Source organism: Kribbella sp. CA-253562, assembly GCF_050942265.1.
Classification (GTDB): domain Bacteria; phylum Actinomycetota; class Actinomycetes; order Propionibacteriales; family Kribbellaceae; genus Kribbella.
On the sequence record NZ_CP192049.1, the window covers coordinates 8094660 to 8121580 of the forward strand.

Here is a 26921-nt window from a genome sequence, read left to right on the forward strand (position 1 = left end):
AGCCGGGAGACAACCATTGCCTCGATCATCTGATCCGTACGGATTGCACACGAGACCAGGCCTCACGCCTGCAACGCAGGTCCCCGGGTCGTAGAAAAGTGGTGGACTGCGCATCCCCACGGGTGTTCTGATCCGGTCCCATGAATGGCGACGTGAAGGTGACAGAAGACGAGATCGCCGAGGGCCTCGGTCGGCTGGGTTTGGACTCGACCTCGTCGGTGCTCGTTCACGCGTCGTTGCGGTCATTCGGCCGCGTCGCCGGCGGAGCTGAAGCCGTCTGCCGAGCCCTGGTCGGAACCTGCGGGACGGTGATGATGATCTCCGGTACGTGGGATCTGACCGGCGTACCCGCACCCCCTGGCCTGGTGCGGCCGCACAACGCGTACTACAACGCAGACACCTGGGCAGCCTTCGATGACGCGCTCGAGAGCGCAGTACCGTTCATGTCGGACTTGCCAGTCGACCGCTGGCTGGGACGGGTCTCCGAGACTCTGCGACTGAGCTTCGCGCACGAGCGGAGTACACATCCGCTGTTCTCCTTCCTAGCGGTCGGAACCCATGCACGACAGCTGATCGAGGCCCAGCGGCTCGAATGGCCGCTCGGACCTATCGATGCACTCGCCGAACTAGGCGGACATGTACTGCTCCTCGGCGTCGACCACACGTCGAACACGACGATTCACCTTGCTGAGCAGCATCTGGGTCGATCACGGTTCTATCGATACGCCAAGGTCGCACCGGGGGCATGGGCGGAACTGCCGAATGTCTCCGGCGAGAGCCACAGATTCGATGAGATCGAACCAGAGTTGAGACCGGTCACGACCGAGGTACGCATCGGCGACTGTCGCGCTCGACTGATCGCAGTCGAGGATGTGCTGACGTGCGCGACCAGACTCATCGTGAATGACCCAGCGGCCCTGTTGTGCAGCGACGCGGACTGCCGGTGCGGAGCCGCCCTCCAGCAACGGCTGGCCACGCTCACCTAGTCTCCGACGTCTTCCGTTCCGGATGCTGCGCACGAACCGTCCACTAGATTGCGATGCATGCGGAACGACGTACTGGCATGGAGCGAGGATGTGCTGGGAGCGCGGATCACCGACACCTGCGAGCTCTCGGGCGGTCTGACCTCGACCATGCTGGCACTGACCGACGCGACCGGACGACGATCCGTTCTCCGGCTGATGACCAACGAACCATGGAAGGCACACGGGTTCGCCCTGACTGAGCGAGAAGCATCCGCTCTGCAGGCGCTGGAGGACACGGCTGTGCCGGCTCCGACGAGCTTGGGGTTGGACGCAGAGGGTCGGCATGCGGGCGTCGCTGCCCATCTGATGTCGCGTCTGCCAGGCGACCCCTCGACTGAGGTCGACGACGTCGGTGTCACTGCGATGGCGACGCTCTTGGCCGTCATCCATGAGGTGAAGCCGGCGAAACCCTTCCGTACGTACGAATCGTGGGCGTGGGAAGGAAAGCGGATCCTGCCCGCCTGGACGAAGCACCCTGGCTCCTGGTTACGCGCGTTCGACGTACTCGCGGAGGAGCCGCCTTCGTACGAGCCGACGTTCCTGCACCGCGACTACAGTCACCGGAACCTGCTTTGGAGCCGTGGCGACATCGCCGGGGTTGTCGACTGGGTGGAGACATCAACGGGTCCCGCCTGGCTGGACGCCGCGCATGCGGCGACGAACCTTGCCCTGGCCTTCGGACCCGATCCCGCCTGCGCCTTCCTGGAGCGCTATGCGGCGCTGACCGGACGAGACCTGGAGAAGTACTGGCTGGTGATGGACGCGGTCGGATTCCTGCCACCACCGGGAAGGGAGCCGATGTTCGGATCGGCGACCGAGCTGAACCGCCTCGACAACTGGTTGCACGACCTCCTGCGCACGGCTTGACCCTGCCTTAGACCGATCCACAGGACGGCGATGTCAGTGCTGTCGCGATACATCTGGCTGGGTGGTGGACAGGTAGGGATCATGAGCAACCTGGTGGGCGGCGTCGGTCGAGAGGCGCGGTTCGTTGCGCTGTTCGAGGCGACGTACGTGGACTTGGTGCGGTTCGCGCAGCGCCGGGTGCCGGAGCCACAGGCCGAAGATGTCGTGGCAGAGGCGTTGTTGGTCGCATGGCGGCGGCTGGACGACGTACCAGCGGATCCGCGAGCTGCGCGAGCGTGGATGTTCGGGATCGTGCGGAACACGATTCTGAACACACAGCGCGGCGTACGGCGGCAGGAGGCGCTCGCCGTGCGGCTGGCGGAGGCCTCGTCCGCGGCGTCGCCGGACGACGCCGACCTCGTCGCGCGCCAGGTCGATCTGGCGCGGGCGTGGCAACGGATCTCGGCCGTCCATCAGGAAGCTCTGGCCCTTGCGGTGATCGACGACCTGCCGGCGCGCGAGGCAGCGGCGGTTCTGGGCATCTCGGCGGTCGCGTACCGGCTTCGCCTGTCCAGGGCCCGCCGCGCCCTGCGTGCTCAGCTCGGTCACCGTGCCGCACCTGCCGCGTCGCCGGCAGGTCTCACCGAAAGGCAGACTTCATGAAGCACATCGACGAGTTCGCCGACCTGAAGACCCTCGACCCGGCGACCGGCATCGATCCGCACGGCCCTCGGGCTCGTGCCGCTCTGCAGCGTGTCCTCGCCACCGACCCGGCGGAAAACGTTCGGCCGTACCGGAGCCGCCGCCGCGTGCTCGTACGGGTAGCAATTGCCACCACTGCGGTCGCGGTCGCGGGGCTGACCGTGTTTGTGCCGCGAGACGGCGGCCCGATGCCGAGCGGCGACCTGGCGTTCGCAACATGGACCGCGCAGCCGACCGGCCTGTCCGCAGAAGAGCGTGCGGACGCGGTCAAGCAGTGCCGGCAGTCGTTGAAGGGGATGGGCCAGGACGACCGGCTCAACCGTGCGGGTACGGCGATGGTCGAACGCCGGGGCGATTGGGCGTTGGTGATCCTGACCGGGCACGACCAGTTCTCGGCGTCCTGCATGACGAACGTCAACCCTCGCCACCGCCAGGCTTACGGCTCCATCGACGGCCCCGGCCGCGCCCCCGTCGGGACGCGTCAGCTGTCACCTTCCCAGATGGGTACGAGCGGTGGTGGCAACTACGGGTATCTGACGACCGCGGTCGGCCGGGCCGGTTCCGACGTCGTCGGCGTGACCTACGACAGCCCGACCCGCGGCCCGGTCGAGGCATCCGTACGGAACGGCTATTTCGCCTTCTGGGTCCCCGGCAGCGAGTTCGACGGGCTCCATCCCGTGCCCGTCCGAGTCACGTATCGCGACGGCACCACCGCTGCGGTCACGCTGCGCCTCGGCTACTGACGTGGGGATGCCGGGAGACGGCCGGGCGAGCCGGAACGGCGAACGGCTGCACGGGGCGACTTCACAGGCCCCGTGCGAGCGAAGCCTCTAGAGCCAGGGCGGTTCGTATCGGCCCACATACGCGCGTGCCCGTTCTGTCGGATCCGCCCAGTACTGGTGCGGTTGCCGATGCACGTGCTGTTCACAGAACTCCCGGAGGTCACTTGTGATCGTCTCCACCCGGCGGACGGGGAGACCCTCGAAGTCGCTGTTGACCTGCAGGAGTTCGGACTCAGGGTTCCAACCCGACGCATCAAACGCCCACGCACCCCACCTCGCATACGTGTGCAGCGGATGCTCGAAGTCACCCAGGTACATCGCCGCCAAAGCGATCCCCTGATCGGGATAGAAGTCCCGGCACGTCCAGGCCAGCACGTGGCATGCCCCGCTCGAGAAGAAGGCCTGATCCGTTCGCTCCCAGGAGACTCGCTGATCCGACCGCTCGATCGCCGTTCGCCGGAACACCCCAGACGCTGTCGCTGCCATGGGGCGATGCTAGAGAAGCGGTCCCCCGTCCGCTATGAGGCTCCAAGAGCCGCCTGTCGGATAGACCCGACGACCTTCTCGTTACGAGCCCGTCACTCCGGGACACCGCTCGCCCTCAGCCGACGCACCTCCGCGAGCAAGCGGGGGATGTCCTGCCGGGCATGCGCGACGAAATCGAGGTCGGCGACGGATGCCGGGACAACACCACCCGTGACTGCTCGGGACAGGTACAGGTCCGGCTCGTCGTCCCTGTCACTGACGCGGATGAAGTCGTCCCCGCCCAGATGATCGCGGCCCTCGACGAACGACGTCCAAGGCCCTGGGCTAGCTGCTGCGGTACGCCGTTCGATCTCGTCGAGCTCGCCGTCGGTCAGCGGTCCTGACGCGCCCTCGTTCATCCAGCCATCTTCTGGGGTGGCGGCCTCCACCGCCACCCTCGTCTTCCCGTCTGCCGTTCAGCGGAAACGAAGAAACCCCCGGGCGAGGAGACTGTCCTCTGACCTGGGGGTTCTGGTGGAGCCGCCTGTCGGAATCGAACCGACGACCTTCTCATTACGAGTGAGACGCTCTGCCGACTGAGCTAAGGCGGCGGTGGCCCGGGGGCCGCGGGAAGATTGTAGCGGGAAGGGTGGCGGGATTCCGAATCGGATACCGCTTGGCCCTCCGGGGGCGGGACGGAGGGCTCGGTGGGGGTCAGGTCCAGGCGGGGGCGGCGTGGGTGGCATAGGTGTGGAAGGGGATGGGCGGGCGGCCGGTGAGGCGTTCGACGGTGTCGGTGGGGGTGCTGTGGCCGAGGGAGAGTTGGTTGGTGAAGTAGTCGAGCATCTCCTGGGTGGCGCCGGGGGTGGCCAGGTAGGCCTCGGGGGTGCCGTTGTAACGGATGTCACGGTGGGTGACGGAGGAGATGATCTTGCAGGCGTCGGCGAACGAGAGTGCTTCGGGGCCGGTGACCTCGTAGGTCTGGGCGTGGTGGCCGTCGCCGAGGAGGGCCTCTACGGCTACGGCGGCGATGTCGGTGGCGTCGACGAAGGCCTGGCGCTGGTCGGCCAGGGGCAGGGCGAGCTCGCCGGCCTGGATGGCGGGGAGGAAGAATCCCTCGTCGAAGTTCTGGTTGAACCAGTGGGCGCGGACGATGGTCCAGCCGGTGCCACAGGCGCGGATCGTGGCCTCGGCGGCGACGAGGCGGTGGTCGCCGATCTCCTCAGGGTGCATCGTGGACAGCAGGACCAGGCGTTCGACGCCGGCCTCGACGGCTTGCGCGACGAACGCGGGGTCGACCGGCACGCCGTCCGGGGCCATCACGTAGGCGGCGGTGACTCCGTCCAGCGCGCCGGCCCAGGTTTCGGGGCGCTGCCAGTCGAAGACGTCGGGCCCTGAACGCGAAACAGGGCGTACGGCGACGCCGCGGGACCGCAACTGGTCGGTGACGCGGCGTCCGGTCGAACCGGTGGATCCGAGCACGAGAACAGTCATACGTTCAGCACAGCAGAAGCCACCGACAGTTCGCGAAGAATGCACCCGTGGAAGAAATGTATTGACGCCGGCGCGCGGTTAAGTCAGAATTGTCCTCGCAGGACCACGACGACCAAATCCAGGGAGACTCCAGTGTTCGGGACGATGCAGAAGATCCAGCGGGTGGGCAACCCGTTGTTCTGCCTGCGATCCCTGACCCAATACGCGACCGAGCGCGGCCACGCGGCGCTGAGCCCGGCGTACGGCGGCCCTCCCGGCTGATCCCAGATCATCCAGGAGCCGCCCGTCGGGAGCACCCCGGCCCGGGCGGCTTTTTGTTTGCCCGAAAACACTTTCGCTCCGGCCACGGCCGGGGACTCGCATTCTTGACAATTGCAGATGCCGTAATTCAGAAACAACGAGCTGTGGGCCAGCGGCCAGGCCACCTCATGTGGGATGAGGGAATCGGGAGTTCGAATCTCTCCAGCTCGACCAGGCGCCCGCGGAATGCTCTGCTACCGGCCGAGCGGGCGCCACGAACGCCCGTGGCTCAACCGGACAGAGCACCTGTCTACGAAGCAGGGGGTTGCAGGTTCGAATCCTGCCGGGCGTGCTGTGTCCGAAGCAGAAGTGGGCGATGCACCGGGACGTGACCCCGGAGAAAGCGGGTTCGAGCCCCGCCGGACACCCCGATCACGCCGTACGACGTACCGAACGAGCCGCCCCGGCAACTACCTGTCGGGCACACTGGGGAAAGGAGGAACCACCATGAGCGGTGTCATCGTGCTCAACGCCTCGTACGAGCAACTCCACGTCGTGTCGATCCCGCACGCCATCCGGATGCTCGTCCGGGAAGTCGCGGTCGTCGAGGAGGCGCACGACGGCGCCAGCATCGGACCGTTCCCCGTCCCCCGCGTCCTGCGCCTGGTCCGGTACGTCGTGACCAAGTGGCGCTACGCGTCCGGCCGGTTGCAGTACACCCGGGTCGGCGTCCTCAAGCGGGACAAGTACCTCTGCGCGTACTGCGGCAAGCCGGGCGCGACGACCATGGACCACGTCGTTCCACGGTCCCGCGGCGGCCGCGGCGAGTGGCTGAACGCCGTGGCCGCGCACGCGACGTGCAACGAGAAGAAGGGGTGCCGTACCCCCGAGGAAGCCGGGATGCCGCTGCTGTGGCAGCCCTGGGTGCCCTCGCGTGCGGAGATAGCCCTCTGACCTGAGCCCATCCGGTGCCGCGGGCGGAGCGGTGCCAGGTGGGCGTCGGCGTCCCACCCTCGGTTCTGACCCGAGGTCTCGCAGGTTCGAGTCCTGCCCTGGCAGCTGCACTGCGCACGGCGCGCAGTCCGGGGATCGCGTCGGCACGCGAGCGACTCTTGCACGGTCGCCTCACCGGGTTCGACACCCGGGATCTCCACGCCACGCCGAGCCGCGGGCATTCCGCGGCAGGCAAGGTGAGCTAAGCCGAGGACAGGCCTACCGGCAGCCGTCTCGAAAACGGTCGATCCTTCACCGGATGTCTGGGTTCGAACCCCAGGCTCACCGCAACCGACGAACAGGAGTGGGGAGATGAACGGTCAGTACCCGGTCCCGCTGAGCGGGGCCAAGAGCTCCACTCTGATGTGGGCTCAGGAGCACGAGGTCGGGGCACAGGCCCTGCAGCAGCTGCGCAACATCGCGGCCCTGCCGTGGGTGCACGGCGTCCGGGTGATGCCGGATGTGCACCTCGGCAAGGGTGCGACGGTCGGCTCGGTGATCGCGATGAAGCAGGCGGTGTCGCCGGCCGCGGTCGGGGTCGACATCGGGTGTGGCATGGAGGGTGTGCTGACCTCGCTGACCGCCGCGGATCTGCCGGACGACCTGTCGAAGATCCGCAGCCGGATCGAGGCCGCCGTACCGGTCGGGTTCCGGGCGCACGAGAACCCGGTGAGTGTTCGCAAGCTCGGTCTCGACCGGGGCTGGAACACGTTCTGGGGTTCGTTCTCCAGCCTGCACGACGGGGTGCAGGACCGGGAGAAGAAGGCGCAGCAGCAGATGGGCTCGCTCGGTGGCGGCAACCACTTCATCGAGGTCTGCCTGGACGACGAGGACCGGGTCTGGTTGATGCTGCACTCGGGGTCGCGCAACATCGGCAAGGAGCTGGCCGAGCGGCACATGCGGATCGCTCGCGCGCTGCCGCACAACGCCGAGCTGCCGGATCGCGACCTGGCCGTGTTCCTGTCCGGTACGCCGGAGATGGACGCCTACCGGCGCGACCTGACCTGGGCGCAGGAGTACGCGTCGCGCAACCGCGCGGTGATGCTCGCCCTGGTGATGCACGCGGTGCGGGAGTCGTTCGACCACGAGATCCGCTTCGAGAAGCCGATCTCGTGCCACCACAACTACGTGGCGGAGGAGACGATCGACGGCCACGAGCTGCTGGTCACACGCAAGGGGGCGATCCGGGCGGGGCTCGGTGATCTCGGGCTGATCCCGGGATCGATGGGGACCGGCTCGTACGTCGTCCGCGGGCTCGGCTCGGCGCAGTCGTTCTACTCGGCCTCGCACGGGGCAGGCCGGCGAATGAGCCGCAACGAGGCCAAGCGGCGCTACACGGTCGACGACCTGATCGCCCAGACCGCCGGGGTCGAGTCCCGCAAGGACGCGGGAGTGCTCGACGAGCTGCCGGCGGCGTACAAGGACATCGAGTCGGTGATCGCGGCGCAGTCGGACCTGGTCGAGGTCGTCGCGCACCTGAAGCAGGTCGTCTGCGTGAAGGGCTGAGGTAGGCGGACTGTCGCGTTCAGGGGGCGCGGCAGTCCGTCGGGGTGAGGTCCGCCTGTTGGCAGAGGCAGCGGTTTGCTGAACCGTCGGCCGGTTTCGGCTGGTCCGCGAGTTCGAATCTCGCTCTCACCGCTTCAACAACCGATCGAAGGAGAGGAGGACCGGCCATGGCCGACCTCAGGAACAGACGACGCAGGATTCCCGGCGGCAGGACCGGTGCTCCGGTTCAGCAAGGGCATGCGCTTCGGCGGGTGGATCTGGCTTGTGGGCACACGCAGCGGGACCGGATCGCGCACGCGGGCGATCACGTCTGGTGTGAAGCGGACTGCGCGGACTGGGTCCGCGTGGTCACGGTCCACGAGTAATACGACACCCACCACTGATCAACCCCCGGTCGGACCGGCGCGCTGAGCGTGGCGCCGCCGCGCGGGGACCGGTTGGTCGGTGGTGGGAGTCGGCTCCCTGGTGACGGATGCACGCCTGGCCCTCCGAAGGCCGGGTCCCTGGTTCGACTCCAGGCAGGGAGACTTAGCGCAGGAACCTCGCGACGAGGAAGACCGGGTACGCCGTCATGGCGGCGCGGGGCGAGTCGGGGTCGATGGACGGCTTCGGCTCGGCGAGGTCGTCGAGGACGAAGCCGTGCCGGCGGAGGGCGTAGAAGTACGTGGGCAGCGTATGGCGGCGACGCACGGCGTACGCCGTCAGCGAACCCGCGGCTGCGAGACTGGTGCGCATGCTCGACGTGGACGCGATGGTGTGGTCGGCGACCGAGGATCGGCGGGCCGGGCGGCCGCTGGTGGTGTTGCTGCATGGGCGGTACGGGACCGAGTACGACATGACGCGGTTCTTCGGCGCGCTGCCGCCTGAGGCGGTCGGGGTGGCGCTGCGTGGGCCGATCCCCTGGAGTGATCGCTGGGCCTGGGCTCCGGAGTGGACCGAGGACGGCGCGGGCATCGGCGAGATCCGGGCTGTGGTCGACGACCTTCTCAAGTGGATCGACGGCCTGCGCGGCTTCGACTCGATCAAGCTGGTCGGCTTCTCCCAAGGAGGCTTCACCTCATTGCAGCTCCTGCAGGCAGAGCCGCGACGGTTCGCCGCCGTTGTGCAGTTGTGCGGGTTCATGGCCCCCGAACTGGCCGGCCCGGACGACGAACTGCGAGCGGTCCGCCCGCCGGTGCTGAACATCCGCGGCGGCCAGGACACCGCGATCCCGGCCGACCTCGCCGACTACACCTCCGGCTGGCTCCGGCAGCGGACCACTCTGACCGAGCTGATCTTCGAGGACACCGGCCACGAGATCACCGCGGAGATGATCGCCGCCACCGCCGACTACCTCCGCTGACCGGTCAGAGGAACAACTTGTCAGGGTTCAGCAAACCCTGCGGATCAAAGGCCGCCTTGACGTTGCGCTGCAGTTGCAGGCCGACGGGACCGAGCTCCTGAGCCAGCCACTGGCGCTTCAGTTTGCCGACGCCGTGCTCACCGGTGATCGTCCCGCCGAGCGACAGGCCGAGATCCATCACGGCGCCGAAGGCCTCCAGCGCACGCGCCTCGGCGGCCGGGTCATCGCGGTCGAAGACGACGGTCGGATGCATGTTGCCGTCGCCGATGTGGCCGGGGCACGCGATCAGTACGTCGTACTGCTTGCTGATCGCCTCGATGCCGTGCAGCAGCGCGACCAGCTGCGAGCGCGGTACGGCGACGTCGTCGATCAGGGTGGTGCCGAGGGGTTCGAGCGCGTAGTGGACCAGCCGCCGGGCTTCCAGCAGCATCGCGGACTCCTCCGCGTCGGAGGCGACCGCGACGTCGACCGCGCCGTGGGCGGTGCAGATCTCGGCGATCGCGGCGACGTCCTCGGCCGCGCGCGGACCGCGGTCGGACTGGGCCATCAGCAACGACCCGACGTTCTCCGGCAGGCCCATGTCGCGGTAGTTCTGGATCGCCCGCGCCGTGACTCCGTCGATGAACTCGAGGAGCGACGGCCGCAGCCCCGAGGCCATCACGGCCGCCGCGGCGGCGACGCCGTCCTCCACGGACAGGAATGTCGCGGCGGCGGTCAGCGCGGCCTCGGGCGCTGGCCGCAGCGCCAGCGTCGCCTCGGTGACGATGCCCAACGTGCCCTCGGACCCGACGATCACCTGCGTCAGGTCGTAGCCGGCAACGCCCTTCGCCGAACGACGACCGGTGCGGACGACCTCTCCGGAGGCGAGCACGACCTCCAGCCCCCGGACGAAGTCGCCGGTCACGCCGTACTTCACGCAGCACAGGCCGCCCGCGTTCGTGGCGATGTTGCCGCCGACCGTCGACATCTCCCAGGACGACGGATCCGGCGGGTAGAACAGCCCCCGCTCGAGGACCGCGCGAGACAGGTCCGCGTTGATCACGCCCGGCTGTACGACGGCGACCTGGTCCTCGACCGAGACCTCGAGGATCTGGTTCATCCGCGCGGTCGACAGCAGCACGCACCCGTCGATCGCGTTCGCGGCGCCGGACAACCCCGTCCGGGCGCCCTGCGTCACGATCGGTACGCCGTACTCGCCGGCAGCCAGGACGACCTCCTGCACCTCGGCGGTCGAACCGGGCCGGACCAGCACCAGCGGTACGCCGGCTGTGCAGAACGTCGCGGTGTCGCTGCGATGAGCGTCCAGCACGTCGGCATCGGTGACGACACTCTTGTCGCCCAGCGCCGACCTGAGCCGTGCGACCAGCTGGTCCCCGCTCATCAGCCCTGCTCCGCCAGCAGGCGCAGGATCAGCTCGGCCCGCCGCACGCGTTCGCGGCCGAGCGCCTCGGCGGTCCCGGCCAGGTGGAGGCCGACCGGGTAGATGTTCGGTGCGTTGCGCAGTCCCATCTTGAGATAGACCGGCGCCGCGACCCGTACGACGTCCGGTACGTCGTAGAACCGCACGTGCCCGCCCTGGTCGTCCGGGACCTCGATGTACACGTCGATCGGCACCGACGTCACCGACCGGATCTCGGCCAGTACCGGCACCGGCAGGTCGGTCGAGACGTTCAGACTCGTTGCCCCCAGCCGCTCGTACAGCGCGGCGGTCGGTGCGTTGGGCAACGGCATCAGCACCGATGTCTTCAGCACCAGGTCCTCGGGCAGCGAACCTTCCTGCTTCAAGGATCCGAGCAGCTCCAGCACCCCGAGATCGCCGACCAGCAGACTGCGGACTCCGAGATCGACCGCCCGGTACGCGTCACACAACGACGCGGCAACCATCTCGTTGCCCCGAGCAACACCACCGACCGCGGCCGACACCTTCGCCTGCCCACCGATGTCCCAGGAGCCGCGCGGCCCGAGGAACAGGCACACCTCGACGTCGCTGGACTCGCCGAGCTTGACCATCTCGCGGATCTCGCCGTCGGTCAGCATCATCACGCCGCTGCCCTGCGAGATCCGGTCGACGGTGACGTCGCGCGCGGCCGCCTCCTCGAGCACGGCCCGCATCACCGCCGGACCCTCGCAGCTCGGGATCTCCACCTTGTACGCCGTACCGTCGGCGAACCGCTTGTCCGAGTCGCCGGCCGCGCCGAATCCCCGCTCGGCCAGCAACGCGCGTGCTTCCTGCAGCTTCATACGTCTCCCCAGCTCCCGAGCGAGCCCGACGCGTCGGTCAGGTCTCGCGCTGTCCCGCTGATCTCCAGGTCGAACCGGTCGCCCGCCTCCTCCAGCAGCGCGGGCGACACCAGCAACTCGTGCGGCGACAAGGTGTCGCGGATCCGGGCCAGCCGCAGCTCCGACCAGTCCCGCCGCCCACTCATCGCCGCGGCGGCCAGTACGGCGGCCGCGTCGTTCTCCAGCACCATTGGCAGCCGCGACCGGCGCGCTCCCCCGGCTCCCGACGTCAGCGCGTTCACGTAGCTCGCGCGCAGGTCGATCTGCTCGAGGATCCGGGCCGGGATCACGTCGGCCAGGCCGAGGCCCGACGCGTTGCCGTGCGACGCCTCCGACAGCCGGTGCACGGTGATCGCGGCGATCGAAGGCAGCTCGAACTCAGGGATCCCGTGCACCCAGCACCGGCCGATCACGTTCGTGTCCATCCCGGTGCCGGACTTGTCCTTGCCCATCTCGTCGACCACCAGCACGTCGAGCTCGTCGAACGGCAGCCGGCCCATCAGGCTGCCGGCGCGCTGCAGCAGGGCGTTCTCGGCGGCGGCACCGATGCCGTCGGGCGGTACGAACTCGACGGTCGCGGTCTGGTCGACGGCGTTCTCCAGGATCGCCAGGCCGCCCAGGATGTTGCCTTCAGCAACGACCACCTTGGCCGCGGCCTCGATCGCGCCGCCCAGCGACGGGATGCCGCCGGCGTGCAGCGAGGCCGCGCCGCGGTGGTTGCCGAGGCCGATCGCGAGGATCTTGGCCAGCCCGCTCTCCACCGGTCCGTGGAAGTCGGTGTGCGGCTTGACCCGGTTGACCAGCAGCACACCGTCCGCCGCGGCGGCGATCGCGTCGTGGTGCACGGGGGTGCCGTCGTCGAGCTTGCCGATGACAACGGTCTCCATCGTCGCCTCGACCGGGCAACCGACGGACTCCGGCGTCACGCCGAGCCCGGCCAGCATCTCCCGTTGCCCGTCGGCGGTCGCGCCGCCGTGCGATCCCATCGCCGGTACGACGAACGGCTCGGCACCCGCCTCGCGAAGCCAATCCACGGCAGCCTTCACGACCGGCACGAGGTCCCGGATCCCGCGGCTCCCCGCGGTCACGGCGATCCTGGCGCCCGGCTGGATCGCCGCGGACAACTCGCCCAGCGCGGCACGCGCGGCGCCGTACGGGTCGGTCTCGGTCGGAAGGTCGGGGATCAGCCGCCGAACCGGCGTCACCTGAGGCAACGTGCCCTCAGGCCGCAACCCACGGATGGCCTCGAACGGGCCCCAGCCTCCAGCCGCCCCGCCTCCCCCCACGCCCCGCTCGCCCGGCGCAGCCGGGCGAGCGGGCTCTTCGCTGTTCATCAGTGACTCTGTCTCGCGACGGCCGAGCCGGTTCGGCCGATCAGGAAGTCGAGGTCGCAGCCTTGGTTGGCCTGGGTGACGTGCTCGACGTACAGCTTCGCCCACCCACGATCCGTCGGCGCCGTCGCCGGCTGCCAGTCGGCCCGGCGCTTGGCGAGCTCCTCCTCGGAGACGTCCAGGTGCAACCGCCGCGCAGGCACGTCCAGCTCGATCCAGTCGCCCGTGCGGACCAGCGCCAGCGGACCACCGACCGCCGCCTCAGGAGCGACGTGCAGCACCACCGTCCCGTACGCCGTACCGCTCATCCGCGCGTCCGAGATCCGCACCATGTCGTCCACGCCCTGCTCGGCCAGCTTGCGCGGGATCGTCATGTTGCCGACCTCGGGCATGCCCGGGTAGCCGCGCGGCCCGGCGTTCTGCAGCACCAGCACGGTGTCCCCGTCGACGTCCAGGTCCGGGTCGTCGACCGCCTTGTCGTACTCCTCGATGCTGCTGAACACCAGCGCCTTGCCCCGGTGCACCAGCAACCGCTCCGACGCCGCGGACTGCTTGACGACAGCACCGTCCGGCGCGAGATTGCCCTTCAGTACGGCGGTTCCCGCGCCGCTGCCCAGCGGGTTGCCGACCGGACGGATCACCGGGTGCGCCGGCTCGCCTTCCTGGCCGCTCCAGTCGGTCCGCTCGGCGCGGGCGACGTTCTCGCCGATGCTCTTGCCGGTCACGGTGATCGCGTCGGCCTTGAGCAGCGGCAGGATCTCCCGCATCACCGCGGGCAGGCCGCCGGCGTAGTAGAAGTCCTCCATCAGGTACTTGCCCGAGGGCTGCAGGTCGACCAGCCACGGGACGCCGCGGGCCCACTCGTCCATGTCGTCCAGCGTCAGGTCGACGCCGACCCGGCCGGCGATCGCGAGCAGGTGGATGACCGCGTTGGTCGATCCGCCGATCGCGGCGTTCGCCCGGACGGCGTTCGCGAAGGCGTCGCGGGTGAGGATGTCGCTCGGCTTCAGGTCCTCGTGCACCATCTGCACGATCCGCTGGCCGGCCTGCTGCGCGATCGAGTACCGCCGGGAGTCGACGGCCGGGATCGCCGCGGACCCGGTCAGCTGCAGGCCGAGCGCCTCGGCCATGCAGGCCATCGTCGACGCCGTGCCCATCGTCATGCAGTGGCCGTTGCTGCGGGACATGCCGGACTCGGCCGCGGCGTAGTCCTCCTCCGACATCCGCCCCGCGTTGCGGTCCTGGGTGAAGCGCCAGACCGCCGTACCGGAGCCGATGTCGCAGCCGCGGAACTTGCCGTTCAGCATCGGGCCGCCGGTGACCACCAGGGTCGGCAGGTCGACCGACGCGGCGCCCATGATCGAGCCGGGCGTGGTCTTGTCACAGCCGGTCAGCAGGACGGCGCCGTCGATCGGGTTTCCGCGCAGGGACTCCTCGACGTCCATGCTGAGCAGGTTGCGGAACAGCATCGCGGTCGGGCGGAGCATGGTCTCGCCGAGCGACATCACCGGGAACTCGAGCGGGAAACCGCCGGCCTGCCAGACGCCGCGCTTGACCGACTCGGCCAGGCGGCGCAGGTGCGCGTTGCAGGGCGTGAGCTCGGACCAGGTGTTGCAGATGCCGATCACCGGGCGGCCGTCGAACACCTCGTCGGAGAACCCCTGCGCCCGCATCCAGGACCGGTGGATGAAGCCGTTGCGGTCCTTCTCCCCGAACCAGTGGTCGAAGCTGCGGCGGCCGGTGTGCCCGTCGGGAGGACCCGGCTGCTCACCCGCGGGCCGCCCAGTCTTCTCCGGAGTCGGTTCGCCTTCGGCGCCGGTCGTGGAGGACGAGGCGGCGGAAGGGTCCGTTCCGCCCGGCCCGCCGTCGGCGCCGGGGAACCGTACGTCGTTGGGGTCGTCGGTCGGGGGCAGGTCCGTCATCGAGATACCTCCGCGGTGGTGATCGTCCCGTTCACCCGGCGGCTGATCCCGGCCGGGTTCTTGTCCTGCAGTACGGCGGGCAGTACGGCGTCCGGCGTGTCCTGGTAGGCCACTGGCCGCTGGAACCGGCGGGCCGCCGTCACCCCGACGCTGGTGTGGATCGATCCGACCGTCGACGGGAACGGACCGCCATGGTGCTGCGCCCAGGAGACGGCCACACCTGTCGGCCAGCCGTTCCACAGCACGCGGCCGGCCCTTGCCGTCAGCAACGGCAGCAGTCGCGCGGCGAGCTCGGCGTCCGGCTCGGCCTCGGCGTGCAGGGTCGCGGTCAGGTTGCCACCGAAGGCCTCGACGCCGGCGACCAGCTCGTCGACCGACGCGTACTCGACCACGATCGAGACCGGCCCGAAGCACTCCTCGAGGATCTCGTCACGCCGGGCCAGCAACTCCGGCACGGTGGTCTGCAGCAGCGTCGCTCCGCCGCCTTCGCTCCAAACACGCAGCCCGTCCACCTTCCTCAGGCGGTCCAGCCCGGAGGCGAAGCCCTCGGCGATCCGATCGTTCAGCATCGTCGCCGCGGCGACGCCACCGGTCGCCTCGACGAGCTGCTCCTGCAGCCCGTGCCCGGCCGGCAGGAACAGCAGCCCCGGCTTGGTGCAGAACTGCCCGACCCCCAGCGTGTACGACGCGACGTACCCGCTCGCGATGTCCTTGCCGCGGGCATCGATCGCGGCGTGGGTGACGAAGACCGGGTTGAGGCTGCCCAGCTCCCCGTAGAACGGGATCGGCTCCGGACGCGTCACCGCGATCTCGTGCAGCGCCTTGCCGGCCGGCACCGAACCGGTGAAGCCGGCCGCGGTGATCCGCGGGTCCTTCAGCGCCGTCACGCCGACGTCATAGCCCTGGATCAGTCCGAACGTGCCGGCCGGTGCGCCTGCTACCCGCAGCGCCTCGAGCATCACCTCGGCGGTCTTCACCGACAGCTCGGGATGGCCCGGGTGCGCCTTGACGACCACCGGGCAGCCGGCCGCCAGCGCCGACGCGGTGTCGCCGCCACAGACGCTGAACGCGAACGGGAAGTTGCTCGCAGCAAACACTAGTACGGGCCCGAGTGGGACCAGCACGCGCCGCAGGTCCGGTCGCGGGACCGGCTTGGCGTCCGGGTCGGCGGTGTCGATGACGATCTCGAGCAGCGAACCCTCCTCGAGCACGTCGGCGAACATCCGCAGCTGGCCGGAACTGCGCGCGACCTCGCCCCGCAACCGCGCCTCGGGCAGCGACGTCTCCCGCATCCCGATCGGCACCAGCTCGTCGGCGGCCGCGTCCAGCGCGTCGGCCACCGCGCGGATCCAGCCGGCCCGTTCGGCGGGCGCGGACGCGGCCAGCGGCGCGGCGGCCTCGGCGGCGTCGGCGAGGGCCTGCTCCAGCTCGGCGGGAGTGGTGTCGGGGGTCATCGGTTCTCCTCCAGAGTCTCGGCGGCCAGGAAGCTGAAGGGTTCCCGGCCCACCTCCACCGTATTCGTCAGCGTGCCGACCTCCGCGATCGCGATCTCGACCACGTCACCGGCCTGCAGCGCGAAGTCCAGCTCGGGCACGATGCCGGTCCCGGTGGCCAGGATCACGCCGTCGGGGAAGTCGTTGGGCACGAACAGCACGTCGATCAGGTCCTGCAGCTCGCGGACGAGCTGCGCCGTCGACGTCGTCCCCGTGAACACCTCGTCGTCGCCGCGCCGGATCACCAGGTCGATGGTCAGGTTCTTGGGATCGCCGACCTCCCAGGCCGGCCGGATCCCGGTGGACAGCGCGCAGCCGCCGGCGAACACCTTGGCCTGCGGGATGTACAGCGGGTTCTCGCCCTCGATCGAGCGCGAGCTCATGTCGTTGCAGACGGTGAAACCGACGATCTCGCCGTGCGCGTTGGCGACCACGGCCAGTTCGGGCTCCGGTACGTCGTGACCGGAGTCGACCCGGATCCCGATCGGGTCACCGTCGGTGACGAGGCGCCAGGCCGGCGACTTCAGGAACAGCTCCGGACGCTTCGCCGAGTAGACCCGGTCGTACACGTCCTGTTCGCTGCTCTCCTCCATCCGCGCGCCGCGGGACCGCTCGTAGGTGACGCCCGCGCACCAGACCTCACCGCGACCGTCGAGCGGCGGCAGCAGCCGGACCTCGCTGACCGGCAGCTCGGGGCCGGTCTTGGCCACCGCCGCGCGGAACTCCTCGGCGGTCAGCCGGAGCAGCTCGGCCAGGTCGGTGACGCCCAGCACCGGAGCCACCGTGTCACCGGTGCGGACACCGGCCTGGGGACGGCCGCCGGAGGATTGGTATCGGACCACGTGCATGTGTTCACCTTTCACATCGAGGTCCCGAGCAGACCGCGGGTGATCTGGAAACCTACGTTGCCGGAAGCAACTGCCTTGGGAACCTGCAGCCGGCTCGCGACCGCGGCGATCGTCTCCAGGCCGGTGCGCGCCTGGTCGGCGGGGCCACCGGCCGCAACCGCGTCCAGGTCGTCGCCGTACTTGGCGACCGTCTCCGGGTCGCTGCTGAACTCCACCACCGGGACGAACCGCTGCGCGGACAAGGTGCCGCCGGCCACGTGCGCGAGGATCTGCTGGACGCCGCCGGCGCCGAAGCCGGTCGCGGTCTCCATCCAGTCGGTGCCCGGCATGCGCATGACGTGCCAGCCCGGTGCGGCCAGGCGCTGGCCGTGGGCGATTGTCGGGCCGACGTCGCCGGTGGAGCCGAAGGCCGTCGTACGGAAGGTGCTGCTGGCAAGCAATGTGCCGCGGGACGACAGTACGACGGAACCGCCGGCGCCGACGATCTCGCTGCCGATGATCGCCATCGCCTCGGCGGTCTGGTCGCTCAGTGGGCCGCGGGCCTCGAGTCCGACGGTCAGTGCGCCGACGTTGCCCTCGACATCGACTGGTGCCGGCAGGTCGAAAGTCCCGAACCACTCGCGGACCCGGTTCCCCACCGCGTCCAGGCCACCGTCGGCCTGGATGCTCGCCCAGCCGAAGCGCGAGGGATCCGCGCCGGCCTCGACCAGCTTGGAGCGGAAGTAGTCGTTGTGCGTCTTCTCGCAGCCGTGTTCGAGCAGCAGCGCCAGGCGGGTGTTGGGGTGCAGGAGGTAGCCGAGCATGGTGCGGGCGAAGGTCTCCTCGGAGGCGCCGCCGGAACTTCCGCAGCCTTCGGTGTGCGGGAGAGCCACCATCCGGGTGACGGCGTCGCCCGCCCACTTCTCGGCTTCGGCCTGAGCGGCGAGGCGGAGCGCGATCTGCCCGGAGCACAGGCTGGTGGGGAGAATGAGGCCAACAGCCTCAGGTAGTTGCCGACCATCGACGGAAAGAAGCCTGGCTGCTGTTGCCTGCCTTTCAACAGTTGGTACGTCGAGCGGCAGGCCCGGCAGCAGCGCGTCGCGGTCCTCGGCGGGCAGCTCGTCCAGGGTGCGGCTCATTCGGCCGTCGGTGGTGATCGAGATGCCTTCGCGAGGGCCGGACTGGCGCCAGTTGCGCCAGATGGAGACCTGGCTGTGGCCCGCTCGTTCGCCGGCGCTGGGCTCGCCCGACGCGACGCGCACGGTGAGGTCGAAGGTCTCGGCCGTGAGTTCGTCCATCGGCGTACCGGTCAGATAGCGGCCGGCGTCGACGTCCATCTCCGCCTCAAGATGTTCGTAGCGCGCCGAGGTGGTGACGAATTTGATCGTCGGGACGAACGGGAAGTTCGTAATCGACCCGTTGCCGGTGGTGAAGAAGATCAGGTTGCAGCCGCTGGCGACCTGGCCGGCGATCGACTCCAGGTCGTTGCCGGGACTGTCCATGAAGACGTAGCCGGTGCCGGGCAGCGGTTCGCCGTACGCGATGACGTGGTCGAGCCGGACGTCGCGCGGCAGTTTACGGGCGGCGCCGATCGACTTCAGCACGATGTTGTAGAGCCCGCGGTACAGGTTGCCGCCGGACGGGTTGCCCTCCGCGGTGTGCCCGTGCCAGCCGACCCGGTCCTTGAACGACCGGACGGTCTCCAGGAAGCGCCGCGCGGTCGCGAGGTCCCGGACGTTCTTCAGCACGTACTGCTCGGCGCCGATCAGCTCGTCGGTCTCCGCGAGCACGGCCGCGCCGCCGTGCCGGATCACCTCGGCGCCGACGTTGCCCGCGAGCGGGTTCGCCGAGATCCCGGAGAACGCGTCCGACCCGCCGCACTGCAGCGCGATCCGCAGGTCGACCAGGGGGACCTCGACCCGCTCCTGCGCGTCGACGACCGGAAGCCAGGGCTCGATCAGCGCACCGGCGGCGGTCAGGTCGTGCTCGAATCCGGCCTGCCGGGTGAAGTAGGCATGCGGCACCCGGATCTCCGGATAACCTTCCTCGGCCATGAACTCCCGGATCGCCTGTCCGGAGACCAGGTCGTCCTCGGTGTCGACGATCAGCACCGCCCCGACGTTCGGGTTCAGCGCGAAGCCGGCCAGCGTCGACAGCAGGAACCGCAGGTTGTTCGGCGTACCGTCCTCGCCGCCCTCGGTGTGCGCCACCTGTACGACGCCGTCGCCGGCCGCCGCGCCGTCGAAGCGGCGGGCCAGCTCGGTGACGAAGCCGCTCGACCGCGAGCTGGTCGCCAGCAGGACGACGTGGTTGCGCGTCCCGGCCGGGCCTTGTTCACGCGGGAAGCCGAGGAAGGTGCCGGGCTGCTCGACCGAGGCCACCTGGCGGCCGAAGTTCAGCGCGTTCTCGTCCAGGGTGTACGGGTCGAGCGGCTCGTTGCTCGCGGAGGCCTCGACCGGCAGGCCTTCGACGCCACGCCCGGCGACGGCGGCCAGGCTGGTCGGCGTACAGACGTAGTCGCCGGGCTGAAGGTCACGCAGGGCGCGAGCGAAGGGGGTGTTCCAGGAGGTGATCGCCTCGCCGGTCTTCACCGGGCGGACGACGATCCGGTGCCCTTCCAGCACGGTGTGCGGCAGCGTCACCGGCGTACCGCCGAAGTCGACAACGGTCCCGGCCTCGAGCCGGCGGGAACAGATCGCGGCGTTGTCGCCCGGCTCGGGCACAACGCCGATCTCGTCGAACCTCAGCATCGGTGGACCTCTCCCCAACCGTTAGGTGCTGGCAGTCGAACCACGAATCGTGCATGATGCATGATTACGAGACCCACCCTGTCTGATCGATCAGATCGGGTCAAGGGCGAGACCACGGGCTGGAGAGGCCGATGACGGACATCCTGGAGCCGCACGACCGGCGGCTGATGCGCCGGCAGATGCTCGCGGACGACGTCTACGAGGCGATCAAGACGATGCTGATGGACCACACGATCCGGCCGGGCGGGCGGATCTCCATCGACGGGCTGGCGCGGGAGTTCCAGGTGTCGTCCACGCCGGTCCGCGAGGCACTGGCGCGACTGGAGTCGGAGGGGCTGGCCGACAAGGAGCCGCTCAAGGGCTACCGGGCGACGCCGTTGCTGACGCTGGAGGAGTTCGACGACCTCTACGCCTTTCGCCGGCTGATCGAGCCGTGGGCCGCGCGCCGCGCGGCCGAGCTGATCGACGACACCGGGCGCGAGCGCCTCGCCGCCGAGCTGTCCACCGCCGTCGAGCCGACGTCGGTCGACTACGCGGGGTATCGGTCGCTCACCGCGCACGACAACCGGTTCCACACGCTGATCGCCGAACTGTCCGGCAGCGAGCAGGTCCGCCTCGCCTTCGAGCGGACCCACTGCCACCTGCACATCTTCCGGCTGCACTACGACCGGGACATCGGCCCTGAGGTGCTCGCTGAGCACCACCACCTCGTCGAGGCGATCTGCTCCGGCGACCCGGTCGCGGCCGAGAAGTCGATGACCCAGCACCTGATCAACTCGATGTCGGTCCGCCTCCGCGGCATCTACGACCAGCCGTAGAACTCAGCGGCGGGGCGTGATCACCAAAGCGTCGCCGACCGGGCGTTCGCCGGCCGCGTCCGACGGAGCGTTGATGACCTTGCCGTTGGCAACCATTGTGGTCGAGCCGCCGCCGTCCAGGTTGATCGCCTCGCGTAGACCGAGCGATTTCGCCACCGCCGCGGCCTCGGCGATGCCCAGGCCGAGACTGGCGGTGCTGCGGCCGTCGGCGGTGATCAGCACGGTCCGGCCCTGGCCGTCGACGCCGGCGATCGTGCGCGGGTTCCGCTTGTGCACCCAGCCGTAGTAGAAGTTCACGTTGTCGGCCGGCGCCATGCCGTCGGCCTTCGGCGTACCGGTGATGCGCCCGTCGCGGACGAGCTCGGGACCACCGTTGACGATCGTCGTCTTCGGTGACAGCCGGACGTCGTGGCCACGCAGGTCGACCAGCTCAGCGCGGATCTGCAGCCGCTGGCCGAGCTTCGCCGCCGCCAGCAGCCGCGGGACCTGGTCGCCGGTCGCCTGGACGGTCCGGCCGCCCTCCGGAATCGCGCCGCCGCGGGTCGTCGCACGGATCGCGGTGACAACACCCCGCCGATCCAGGATCACCTCGGCACCCGGGCCGCTCGGCGTCGCCACCCCGTACGACGCGTCGTACGCGATCAGCTCGTCGGCGTCCGTGCAGGTCACGTCGTGCAGCGGCTTGGCCGTGGGGAGGTCGTCGGTGGTGCCGCCGCAGTTGCGGATCAGGCCGGGCACGCGGTTGAGCCCGTCGAGCGGGAGCGCCCGGCCGATACCGCGAACCTCGCCGTGCCAGCGGAACCGCTCGACCGACGTACCGAGAGCGTGGTCGCCGATCACGAGCGCGGGCCGTCCTGCCGTCGGCTCGCTGACCAGGCGCCCGTCGTACACGGCGACGCCAGCCGGATCACCCGGTGCGCCCGCCTTGGGATCGAGCACGAAGAACCCTGCGTTCACCGCGGCCGTGGCTCCGGTCAGCGTGGCCAGCGTGCTGGTCGTCTCGCGGGCCTCCAGGTCCGGCCCGTACGACGCGTCGAGCGTGCCGCGGAACTTCTTCGGGTCGATGGTCAGCACCTGGACGCGCCACGGACCGGTCGATCCGCTGACGTCGTCGGGCTCGCCGTCCCAGCCGGTGTAGATGCTGGAACCACTCAGCCCGGCGGCGATCACCTTCGTCCGCAGGGCGTCCGCCTCGGCCTTCGTCGGGAACGAGCCGAGCCGCACCCGGTACCCCAGGGTGGTTCCGCCGGCGTCGGCCAGCTTCGGGGTCGGCACGTCCTCGACGCGCGGCTCGAGCCCTGCGGCCTTCAGCTTCGCCGCCGCGGCATCGGCGCCGGCCTTGTCCGACAGGGCCGTCGCGGGTGCGTCGGGATCCGGCGAGGTCGACGGGATCGCGACCTCGACCGTCCAGGTCGAGCCGGCGCCGGTCTGGCCGCGCGTGATCGTCGTCAGCGTGACACCGGCCTGCAGGGTCGAGGTCTGGCGGGTCTCGGCGAGGTTGGCGGGGCCCAGCGGAAGGCCATCGGCTTCCTGGGACTGAGCCCGGGCGCCCACTGCGGGAACGGCGGCGAGCGACACCACGGCGAGCGCGCTCAGGGACCGGCGAAGTCGGGAGGTCATGGTCACTGTCCTATGTCAGCGGCCTACCGGCCGCAAGAGTCTGGCGGTGAACGACTGGCGACTTTCGTGGAATACCGCAGGTCAGAGCGATGTTTTGAGCAGTGTAACCACGAGCTCCGATGGAGAGTGATCGACACAATGACCGGTCTTCGACGCGTTGGCAACACCGTCAAGACCGCCGCCCTGCTGGCTCTGCTGACCGCCCTGATCATCGCCGTGGGCGGCCTGGTCGGCGGTTCGACGGGTGTGGTCGTGGCGACCCTGCTGTCGCTGGGCCTGAACGCCTACCTCTACTTCAACTCCGACAAGCTGGCCCTTCGCTCGATGGCGGCGCGGCAGGTGAGCCCGCAGGAGGCGCCGGAGCTGTACTCCGTCGTCGCGGAACTGTCGCAGCGCGCCGGCCAGCCGATGCCGCGGATCTACGTCAGCCCGATCGCGCAGCCGAACGCGTTCGCGACCGGGCGCAACCCCGAACACGCCGCGGTCGCGGTGACGGCCGGGATCCTGCAACTGCTGTCGCGGCGGGAATTGCGCGCGGTGCTCGGGCACGAGCTCGCGCACGTCTACAACCGCGACATCCTGACCTCCAGCGTCGCCGCCGGCCTGGCCGGAATCGTCAGCATGCTGGCGAACCTGGCGATCTTCCTGCCGTTCGGTTCCGGTGACGACGACGAGGCGCCGAACCCGACCGCGACGCTGCTGACCGTACTGCTCGCGCCGTTCGCGGCGGGGCTGATCCAGCTGGCGATCAGCCGCAACCGCGAGTACCAGGCCGACCACGACGGTGCCGAGCTGTCGGGCGACCCGCTGGCTCTGGCGAGCGCGCTGGCCAAGATCAGTCGCGGTACGGCGGCCCTGCCGCTGCCGGCCGAGTCCAGTGTGGCGACGCAGAGCCACCTGATGATCGCGAACCCCCTCACCGGACGGGGTGTCGCGGCGCTGTTCGCCACGCACCCGCCGATGGAGGAGCGCATCCGCCGCCTGCAGGAGCAGGCGAGTTACCAGGGCGTTCTCTCCCGCTGACCACGGTCCCGCCCTGGCTACACCCGGGCGGGACGGGCAGTACAAGGGAAGGCGGAGTTGCTCGGAGCCCCTCCTCTCTCAACCACCGAACGGCCGCCCGCGCTGAGCGCGGGCGGCCGTTCGTCGTACTGCAGGTCAGGCCGGGGCGTCGCCGTGGTCCGGGATTTCCAGCTGGACTCCGCCCTGGAGCGCGGACTGGTGTGCGTAGATACCCGGCAACGTGTAGCGGGCGGCGACCCAGGCGTTGACCGGCGGGAGCGTCTTGTCGACGACCGCGCGGACGAAGTCGTCGGCCAGGAAGTGGTGGGAGCCCTCGTGGCCGTTGTGCAGGCCGGCGAACTCCTTGGGCAGACGCGACCGGTCGTGCACCGGGGACAGGCCGGACAGGAACGCGTCGCGCAGCGCGGGGTCGACGTTCGCCAGGTCGTCGTCCTCGAGTGAACCGGACGGCTTGGTCTCCATCAGGTGGCTGATGTCCTCGACGCCCTCCTTGGTCTGCCAGACCGTGGTGGTGGCGAGCTGCTCGAAGCTGCCGTCGGTGCCGAAGACCCGCAGTCGCGACTCGCGGAGGTGCGACGGGTAGCCGACCCGGCGCATCTCGTTGGTCCGCATCACGCCGCCGTCGGCGAGCGTGAACAGCGCGGTCGCGTTGGAGAAGTCGTTGCCGAACTGGCTGACCGCCTTGTCGAACACCCCGTCGCCGCGGTCGTCCTTCACCCCGACGCAGGACACGTGCGTGGCGTGCTGCCCGGTCACCGACAGCACGTTGCCGACGGCATGCGTCGGGTAGAGCATGGGCGGGAACGACGCGGTCCTCTTCCAGTCCTCGCCGCCGGAGTACTGGTACGCCGCGTAGAACCCGAGATCCATGTCGTGGACGTAGTCGCCCTCGCAGTAGAAGACCCGGCCGAAGTCACCCTTGGCCAGCCGGTCGCGGCAGTACACCGACGACGGGTAGTAGTAGCTGGTCTCGCCCATCATGTACGTCAGGCCGGTCTGCTTGACCAGCTCGATGATCCGGGCGATCTGGTCGGCCTCGATCGCCATCGGGACCGTCGAGTAGACGTGCTTGCCGGCTTCCAGCGCCTGGATCGCCATCTCGCCGTGCAGCCAGCGCTGGGTGAAGATCGCGACCGCGTCGACGTCCGAGGCGAGCATGTCCTCGAACGACTGGTAGGTGACCTTCACCCCCTGCCGCTCGGCCATCTCGGCCAGCCGGTCCGGCAGCACGTCGGTCAGCGAAACCTCCGTGACGTCGGGATGCGCGGTCCACAACCGCAGGAACGAAGGGGCGAACTGGCCGGCTCCGACCACACCGATGCTGATGCTCATGCCACAAGGCAATCACACATTTTTGTTCCACGAAAGAACAAATCCGCACGTTGAAATGTGTGATCCAGACCACTAGGAGCCCGGCCTAGATCCGGACGGCGGCCAGCCGGTCGGGGTGGTCAGTGGTGATCCCGTCGACTCCGAGTTCGACCGCCCGCGCGAACGTCTCCGCGTCCGGCACCGGCCAGGCGGTGACGTCGATCCCTTCGCGATGCAGCAGGGCCACCCCCTCGGCCGTCAGCCCCGCGATGCCGCACAACGCCGTACCGGCTTCGGCGGCGCGGGTCAGGGCCAGTACGTCGGCCACGTCCGGCGTCCGCCCGAAGATCAGGCCGGTGGACGCGGACGGCATCGCTTGCCGGACCGCGAGCAGGATCTCCGCGTGCGACGACGTCACCATCGTCCTGGCGGCCAGCTCCGGATCGGCCTGCAACGACTTCACCAGCAGCGGTACGGCGCGAGCGGCTTTCACCTCGGCCTGGATCCGTACGTCGACGATCTCGATCGTCTCGGCCCACGTCGGCACCTGCTCGCCGAGCCCCGCATCCAACGCCCGCAGCTCGTCGAAGCTGAGTTCCTCGACCGGCCCGGTGCCGTTCGTGGTCCGGTCGACCGTCGCGTCGTGCAACACGATCAGCTGGTCGTCCGCGGTGACCCGCAGGTCCAGCTCGATCTCGTCGCAGCCGTCGGCGATCGCGCGCCGGAACGAGCGGATCGTGTTCTCCGGTTCGGATCCGACCGAGCCTCGGTGTCCGGTGACGATCACAGCGCGTTCTCCTCGATTCGGTTGCTCTCGACAACGATGTGGTTGCTCACAGCACCTTCTGCTCGTACAGCCGGGACACCTCGTCGGCGATCGCCTCCAGCCGCCGGGCGACCGAGGCGAACACCTTCTTCGGCGCCGCGTTGTCGGCGTAGATCTGCTGCAGGCCGGTGTAGATCGCGACGTTCGCGTTGCGCCCGTACAGGCGGATGGCGTCCTGGGGGCGGGCGTTCACCAGTTGGGCGATCGCCACCCCGTAGTTGGGTTCGTCGGCCACGAGCTTCTTCAGCGCGGGGTCTTCCCGGGCCTTGTCGACCACCGGCAGGTAGCCGCTCTGGGTGGTCCACCAAGCCGAGTTCTCCGGCGTCGCGAGGAACTCGAGGAACTTCGCCGCCGCCTGCTTGCGCTCGGCCGACGCGTTGCGGAACATCCCGATCCCGCCACCGCCGGTCGCCAGTCCGGCCGCGACCTCGGAGGGGATGAAGCCGGCGCCGACCTTGAACTTCGCCTTGCTCATCGCGCTCTTCAGGCCACCGGTGGAGTCCTGGCACATCGCGACCAGGCCGCCGGCGAAGTCCGTCATCGGACTGCTGGCCATGTAGCCGTGCCCGTCGACGTGGATCAGTTCCCGTTGGAACTCACCGGCCGCGACGGCGCCGTCCTCGTCGATCGTCACGTCGAGACCCTTGGAGTACGCCCCGCCGAACTGCCAGACGTTGCCCTGGAACTGCCAGTCGCCGTCCACCTTGGCCAGCGCCAGCGTCCGCATCGGCCGGCCCTTGGCGTCGACCTTCGCGAGCGTGTCGCCCCACGACCGCAGCTCGCTCCACGTCCGCGGCGCCCGGTCGGGCAGTCCAGCCTTCGCGAAGACGTCGCGGTTGTAGTAGAGGATCGGCGTGCTCCGGGCGAACGGGACGCACCAGCTCTGCCCCTTCACGACGTACTCGTTGAAGAGCTTGGAGTGAAAGACCGCCGGGCCGAAACCGTCGGTGAAGTAGCCGTTCAGCGGCTCCAGCGCGTCGTTGAGGAAGAAGCGCTCCCAGGTGACGTCGGACAGTACGGCGAGATCGGGCGTCTGCCGCGCGATCAGCCCGGCCGCGATCTTCTGCGCGACGTCGTCGTAGCTGCCCTGGAACTGGGCCTCGACGTACACGTCGGTCTGCGATTCGTTGAACTTGGCTACGAGTTTGTCGACCGCCTTGCCGTTCGTCCCGCCGTACGACGACCAGAACACGACTCTGGTCCGCCCGGCGTACTGCTTCGGCACGGCGCCGGCCGGCTGCTTGTACTCCGCGTCCGGCGAGCGGTACCCACAGCCCGCCAGCGACGCGGCACCGGCCAGGCCGAGGAAAGTTCTGCGGCGCATC

At 69.5% G+C, this 26921-nt stretch carries 24 protein-coding genes and 6 tRNA genes; 14 read left to right on the forward strand and 16 right to left on the reverse strand.

Features of this window, described 5'->3' with window-relative positions; translation table 11 throughout:
* Nucleotides 1-140: 140 nt before the first annotated feature.
* The 4 genes from ACQPXM_RS38525 (at nucleotide 141) to ACQPXM_RS38540 (ending at nucleotide 3316) form a co-directional block, all read left to right on the forward strand.
* On the forward strand, nucleotides 141-986 hold the full coding sequence (locus ACQPXM_RS38525) for an AAC(3) family N-acetyltransferase (RefSeq protein WP_432942925.1): 846 nt from the start codon (nucleotides 141-143) through the stop codon (nucleotides 984-986).
* A 147-nt stretch (nucleotides 987-1133) separates the two neighbouring features.
* Nucleotides 1134-1892, forward strand: a complete 759-nt coding sequence (locus tag ACQPXM_RS38530; RefSeq protein WP_432942926.1) for a phosphotransferase family protein — start codon at nucleotides 1134-1136, stop codon at nucleotides 1890-1892.
* Between the two features lie 81 nt (nucleotides 1893-1973).
* On the forward strand, nucleotides 1974-2534 hold the full coding sequence (locus tag ACQPXM_RS38535) for an RNA polymerase sigma factor (protein WP_432942927.1): 561 nt from the start codon (nucleotides 1974-1976) through the stop codon (nucleotides 2532-2534).
* Nucleotides 2531-3316: a hypothetical protein gene (locus ACQPXM_RS38540; RefSeq protein ID WP_432942928.1), complete on the forward strand. Its 786-nt coding sequence runs from the start codon at nucleotides 2531-2533 to the stop codon at nucleotides 3314-3316. Before ACQPXM_RS38535 ends, ACQPXM_RS38540 begins: the two co-directional genes overlap by 4 nt.
* 87 nt (nucleotides 3317-3403) lie before the next feature.
* On the opposite strand, the gene ACQPXM_RS38545 is transcribed toward ACQPXM_RS38540, so the two are convergent.
* The 4 genes from ACQPXM_RS38545 to ACQPXM_RS38560 form a co-directional block, all read right to left on the reverse strand.
* Nucleotides 3404-3841 (reverse strand): hypothetical protein, encoded by a 438-nt coding sequence (locus ACQPXM_RS38545; protein ID WP_432942929.1) that lies wholly within the window; start codon nucleotides 3839-3841, stop codon nucleotides 3404-3406.
* Nucleotides 3842-3933: 92 nt separating this feature from the next.
* Entirely contained in the window at nucleotides 3934-4239 is a 306-nt protein-coding gene (locus ACQPXM_RS38550) for a hypothetical protein (RefSeq protein WP_432942930.1), read from the reverse strand.
* A 116-nt stretch (nucleotides 4240-4355) separates the two neighbouring features.
* A tRNA-Thr gene (locus tag ACQPXM_RS38555) sits at nucleotides 4356-4431 on the reverse strand.
* 103 nt (nucleotides 4432-4534) lie between these two features.
* Complete coding sequence (locus tag ACQPXM_RS38560) at nucleotides 4535-5314, reverse strand: NmrA family NAD(P)-binding protein (RefSeq protein WP_432942931.1); 780 nt, start codon at nucleotides 5312-5314, stop codon at nucleotides 4535-4537.
* A gap of 398 nt (nucleotides 5315-5712) precedes the next feature.
* Here ACQPXM_RS38560 and ACQPXM_RS38565 point away from each other — a divergent pair.
* The 7 genes from ACQPXM_RS38565 (at nucleotide 5713) to ACQPXM_RS38595 (ending at nucleotide 8185) form a co-directional block, all read left to right on the forward strand.
* Nucleotides 5713-5788: transfer RNA gene (locus tag ACQPXM_RS38565), tRNA-Pro, on the forward strand.
* A gap of 44 nt (nucleotides 5789-5832) precedes the next feature.
* Nucleotides 5833-5906 (forward strand) — tRNA-Arg (locus tag ACQPXM_RS38570).
* A 2-nt stretch (nucleotides 5907-5908) separates the two neighbouring features.
* Nucleotides 5909-5982, forward strand: a tRNA-His gene (locus ACQPXM_RS38575).
* 79 nt (nucleotides 5983-6061) lie between these two features.
* Complete coding sequence (locus ACQPXM_RS38580; RefSeq protein ID WP_432942932.1) at nucleotides 6062-6508, forward strand: HNH endonuclease; 447 nt, start codon at nucleotides 6062-6064, stop codon at nucleotides 6506-6508.
* Between the two features lie 32 nt (nucleotides 6509-6540).
* A tRNA-Gln gene (locus ACQPXM_RS38585) sits at nucleotides 6541-6613 on the forward strand.
* Between the two features lie 246 nt (nucleotides 6614-6859).
* Entirely contained in the window at nucleotides 6860-8053 is a 1194-nt protein-coding gene (locus tag ACQPXM_RS38590; protein WP_432942933.1) for an RtcB family protein, read from the forward strand.
* A gap of 43 nt (nucleotides 8054-8096) precedes the next feature.
* Nucleotides 8097-8185, forward strand: a tRNA-Ser gene (locus ACQPXM_RS38595).
* A gap of 396 nt (nucleotides 8186-8581) precedes the next feature.
* Here ACQPXM_RS38595 and ACQPXM_RS38600 read toward each other — a convergent pair.
* On the reverse strand, nucleotides 8582-8788 hold the full coding sequence (locus ACQPXM_RS38600) for a hypothetical protein (RefSeq protein WP_432942934.1): 207 nt from the start codon (nucleotides 8786-8788) through the stop codon (nucleotides 8582-8584).
* On the opposite strand from ACQPXM_RS38600, the gene ACQPXM_RS38605 reads away from it, so the two are divergent.
* Nucleotides 8787-9395: an alpha/beta hydrolase gene (locus ACQPXM_RS38605; protein WP_432942935.1), complete on the forward strand. Its 609-nt coding sequence runs from the start codon at nucleotides 8787-8789 to the stop codon at nucleotides 9393-9395. The genes ACQPXM_RS38600 and ACQPXM_RS38605 overlap by 2 nt on opposite strands.
* 4 nt (nucleotides 9396-9399) lie before the next feature.
* On the opposite strand, the gene ACQPXM_RS38610 is transcribed toward ACQPXM_RS38605, so the two are convergent.
* The 7 genes from ACQPXM_RS38610 to ACQPXM_RS38640 form a co-directional block, all read right to left on the reverse strand.
* A complete protein-coding gene (locus ACQPXM_RS38610) occupies nucleotides 9400-10776 on the reverse strand; it encodes an FAD-binding oxidoreductase (protein WP_432942936.1) in 1377 nt (458 codons plus the stop codon).
* Nucleotides 10776-11636: a hypothetical protein gene (locus ACQPXM_RS38615; protein ID WP_432942937.1), complete on the reverse strand. Its 861-nt coding sequence runs from the start codon at nucleotides 11634-11636 to the stop codon at nucleotides 10776-10778. Before ACQPXM_RS38615 ends, ACQPXM_RS38610 begins: the two co-directional genes overlap by 1 nt.
* A complete protein-coding gene (locus ACQPXM_RS38620) occupies nucleotides 11633-12880 on the reverse strand; it encodes a DUF2088 domain-containing protein (RefSeq protein WP_432942938.1) in 1248 nt (415 codons plus the stop codon). Before ACQPXM_RS38620 ends, ACQPXM_RS38615 begins: the two co-directional genes overlap by 4 nt.
* A 128-nt stretch (nucleotides 12881-13008) precedes the next feature.
* Nucleotides 13009-14928, reverse strand: a complete 1920-nt coding sequence (locus ACQPXM_RS38625; RefSeq protein WP_432942939.1) for an IlvD/Edd family dehydratase — start codon at nucleotides 14926-14928, stop codon at nucleotides 13009-13011.
* Complete coding sequence (locus ACQPXM_RS38630; RefSeq protein WP_432942940.1) at nucleotides 14925-16382, reverse strand: aldehyde dehydrogenase (NADP(+)); 1458 nt, start codon at nucleotides 16380-16382, stop codon at nucleotides 14925-14927. The genes ACQPXM_RS38625 and ACQPXM_RS38630 overlap by 4 nt, the downstream gene beginning before the upstream one ends.
* Nucleotides 16379-17269, reverse strand: a complete 891-nt coding sequence (locus ACQPXM_RS38635; protein ID WP_432942941.1) for a fumarylacetoacetate hydrolase family protein — start codon at nucleotides 17267-17269, stop codon at nucleotides 16379-16381. The genes ACQPXM_RS38630 and ACQPXM_RS38635 overlap by 4 nt, the downstream gene beginning before the upstream one ends.
* 11 nt (nucleotides 17270-17280) lie before the next feature.
* Nucleotides 17281-19998, reverse strand: a complete 2718-nt coding sequence (locus ACQPXM_RS38640; RefSeq protein WP_432942942.1) for a UxaA family hydrolase — start codon at nucleotides 19996-19998, stop codon at nucleotides 17281-17283.
* A 131-nt stretch (nucleotides 19999-20129) separates the two neighbouring features.
* On the opposite strand from ACQPXM_RS38640, the gene ACQPXM_RS38645 reads away from it, so the two are divergent.
* Nucleotides 20130-20816 (forward strand): GntR family transcriptional regulator, encoded by a 687-nt coding sequence (locus ACQPXM_RS38645; RefSeq protein WP_432942943.1) that lies wholly within the window; start codon nucleotides 20130-20132, stop codon nucleotides 20814-20816.
* Between the two features lie 3 nt (nucleotides 20817-20819).
* On the opposite strand, the gene ACQPXM_RS38650 is transcribed toward ACQPXM_RS38645, so the two are convergent.
* The gene (locus ACQPXM_RS38650; protein WP_432942944.1) at nucleotides 20820-22436 is read right to left on the reverse strand and encodes a phosphodiester glycosidase family protein; all 1617 of its coding nucleotides are present in this window, start codon (nucleotides 22434-22436) and stop codon (nucleotides 20820-20822) included.
* A 138-nt stretch (nucleotides 22437-22574) separates the two neighbouring features.
* On the opposite strand from ACQPXM_RS38650, the gene htpX reads away from it, so the two are divergent.
* Nucleotides 22575-23459 (forward strand): zinc metalloprotease HtpX, encoded by an 885-nt coding sequence (gene htpX / locus ACQPXM_RS38655; protein WP_432942945.1) that lies wholly within the window; start codon nucleotides 22575-22577, stop codon nucleotides 23457-23459.
* 135 nt (nucleotides 23460-23594) lie between these two features.
* Here htpX and ACQPXM_RS38660 read toward each other — a convergent pair whose 3' ends face one another.
* From ACQPXM_RS38660 to ACQPXM_RS38670, 3 genes are all read right to left on the reverse strand, one after another.
* The gene (locus ACQPXM_RS38660) at nucleotides 23595-24791 is read right to left on the reverse strand and encodes a Gfo/Idh/MocA family protein (RefSeq protein ID WP_432942946.1); all 1197 of its coding nucleotides are present in this window, start codon (nucleotides 24789-24791) and stop codon (nucleotides 23595-23597) included.
* A gap of 85 nt (nucleotides 24792-24876) precedes the next feature.
* Entirely contained in the window at nucleotides 24877-25557 is a 681-nt protein-coding gene (locus ACQPXM_RS38665; RefSeq protein WP_432942947.1) for a glycerophosphodiester phosphodiesterase, read from the reverse strand.
* A 46-nt stretch (nucleotides 25558-25603) separates the two neighbouring features.
* Nucleotides 25604-26920, reverse strand: coding sequence for an ABC transporter substrate-binding protein (locus ACQPXM_RS38670; RefSeq protein WP_432942948.1), 1317 nt, complete (start codon nucleotides 26918-26920; stop codon nucleotides 25604-25606).
* Nucleotide 26921 lies beyond the last annotated feature (1 nt).

Excerpts from the sequence above, each read along its gene's own strand:
- ACQPXM_RS38525 (WP_432942925.1), top strand. The coding sequence starts at position 141 with ATGAATGGCGACGTGAAGGTGACAGAAGACGAGATCGCCGAGGGCCTC.
- ACQPXM_RS38530 (WP_432942926.1), top strand. The coding sequence starts at position 1,134 with ATGCTGGCACTGACCGACGCGACCGGACGACGATCCGTTCTCCGGCTG.
- ACQPXM_RS38535 (WP_432942927.1), top strand. The coding sequence starts at position 1,974 with ATGAGCAACCTGGTGGGCGGCGTCGGTCGAGAGGCGCGGTTCGTTGCG.
- ACQPXM_RS38540 (WP_432942928.1), top strand. The coding sequence starts at position 2,531 with ATGAAGCACATCGACGAGTTCGCCGACCTGAAGACCCTCGACCCGGCG.
- ACQPXM_RS38545 (WP_432942929.1), bottom strand. The coding sequence starts at position 3,841 with ATGGCAGCGACAGCGTCTGGGGTGTTCCGGCGAACGGCGATCGAGCGG.
- ACQPXM_RS38550 (WP_432942930.1), bottom strand. The coding sequence starts at position 4,239 with ATGAACGAGGGCGCGTCAGGACCGCTGACCGACGGCGAGCTCGACGAG.
- ACQPXM_RS38560 (WP_432942931.1), bottom strand. The coding sequence starts at position 5,314 with ATGACTGTTCTCGTGCTCGGATCCACCGGTTCGACCGGACGCCGCGTC.
- ACQPXM_RS38580 (WP_432942932.1), top strand. The coding sequence starts at position 6,062 with ATGAGCGGTGTCATCGTGCTCAACGCCTCGTACGAGCAACTCCACGTC.
- ACQPXM_RS38590 (WP_432942933.1), top strand. The coding sequence starts at position 6,860 with ATGAACGGTCAGTACCCGGTCCCGCTGAGCGGGGCCAAGAGCTCCACT.
- ACQPXM_RS38605 (WP_432942935.1), top strand. The coding sequence starts at position 8,787 with ATGCTCGACGTGGACGCGATGGTGTGGTCGGCGACCGAGGATCGGCGG.
- ACQPXM_RS38600 (WP_432942934.1), bottom strand. The coding sequence starts at position 8,788 with ATGCGCACCAGTCTCGCAGCCGCGGGTTCGCTGACGGCGTACGCCGTG.
- ACQPXM_RS38610 (WP_432942936.1), bottom strand. The coding sequence starts at position 10,776 with ATGAGCGGGGACCAGCTGGTCGCACGGCTCAGGTCGGCGCTGGGCGAC.
- ACQPXM_RS38615 (WP_432942937.1), bottom strand. The coding sequence starts at position 11,636 with ATGAAGCTGCAGGAAGCACGCGCGTTGCTGGCCGAGCGGGGATTCGGC.
- ACQPXM_RS38625 (WP_432942939.1), bottom strand. The coding sequence starts at position 14,928 with ATGACGGACCTGCCCCCGACCGACGACCCCAACGACGTACGGTTCCCC.
- ACQPXM_RS38630 (WP_432942940.1), bottom strand. The coding sequence starts at position 16,382 with ATGACCCCCGACACCACTCCCGCCGAGCTGGAGCAGGCCCTCGCCGAC.
- ACQPXM_RS38635 (WP_432942941.1), bottom strand. The coding sequence starts at position 17,269 with ATGCACGTGGTCCGATACCAATCCTCCGGCGGCCGTCCCCAGGCCGGT.
- ACQPXM_RS38640 (WP_432942942.1), bottom strand. The coding sequence starts at position 19,998 with ATGCTGAGGTTCGACGAGATCGGCGTTGTGCCCGAGCCGGGCGACAAC.
- ACQPXM_RS38645 (WP_432942943.1), top strand. The coding sequence starts at position 20,130 with ATGACGGACATCCTGGAGCCGCACGACCGGCGGCTGATGCGCCGGCAG.
- ACQPXM_RS38650 (WP_432942944.1), bottom strand. The coding sequence starts at position 22,436 with ATGACCTCCCGACTTCGCCGGTCCCTGAGCGCGCTCGCCGTGGTGTCG.
- htpX (WP_432942945.1), top strand. The coding sequence starts at position 22,575 with ATGACCGGTCTTCGACGCGTTGGCAACACCGTCAAGACCGCCGCCCTG.
- ACQPXM_RS38660 (WP_432942946.1), bottom strand. The coding sequence starts at position 24,791 with ATGAGCATCAGCATCGGTGTGGTCGGAGCCGGCCAGTTCGCCCCTTCG.
- ACQPXM_RS38670 (WP_432942948.1), bottom strand. The coding sequence starts at position 26,920 with ATGCGCCGCAGAACTTTCCTCGGCCTGGCCGGTGCCGCGTCGCTGGCG.